At 47.2% G+C, this 284-nt stretch carries 1 protein-coding gene; it reads left to right on the top strand.

The features are described 5' to 3' along the window. On the top strand, positions 1 to 254 hold a 254-nt coding region (locus DWX61_RS19110), incomplete at its 5' end, for a hypothetical protein (protein WP_207665000.1). Positions 255 to 284: the final 30 nt, after the last annotated feature.

Here is a 284-nt window from a genome sequence, read left to right on the forward strand (position 1 = left end):
GGAAGGAGTTCTTCGTTGTTGTGTGTGCTGCGTTGTTGACTTTTGTCTGTATGCTCCGGTATTGGATGTGGAACGTTGTGCCGATCTGGTTCCTGTATTCTTCAATATTTATGGCGGTACGCTATGCCGATCTGCAATCTGGTTCTGGGATTCTTCGGTACTTATGGTGGTTCGCTGTGCCGATCTGCGATTTGGTTCTGGGATTCTTCGGTACTTATGATGGTTCGCTATGCCGATCTGCGATCTGGTTCTAGGATTCTTCGGTACTTATGGTAGTATGCTGT

The sequence above is a fragment of the Ruminococcus sp. AF20-12LB genome (genome assembly GCF_003478985.1).
GTDB lineage: Bacteria > Bacillota > Clostridia > Lachnospirales > Lachnospiraceae > Blautia_A.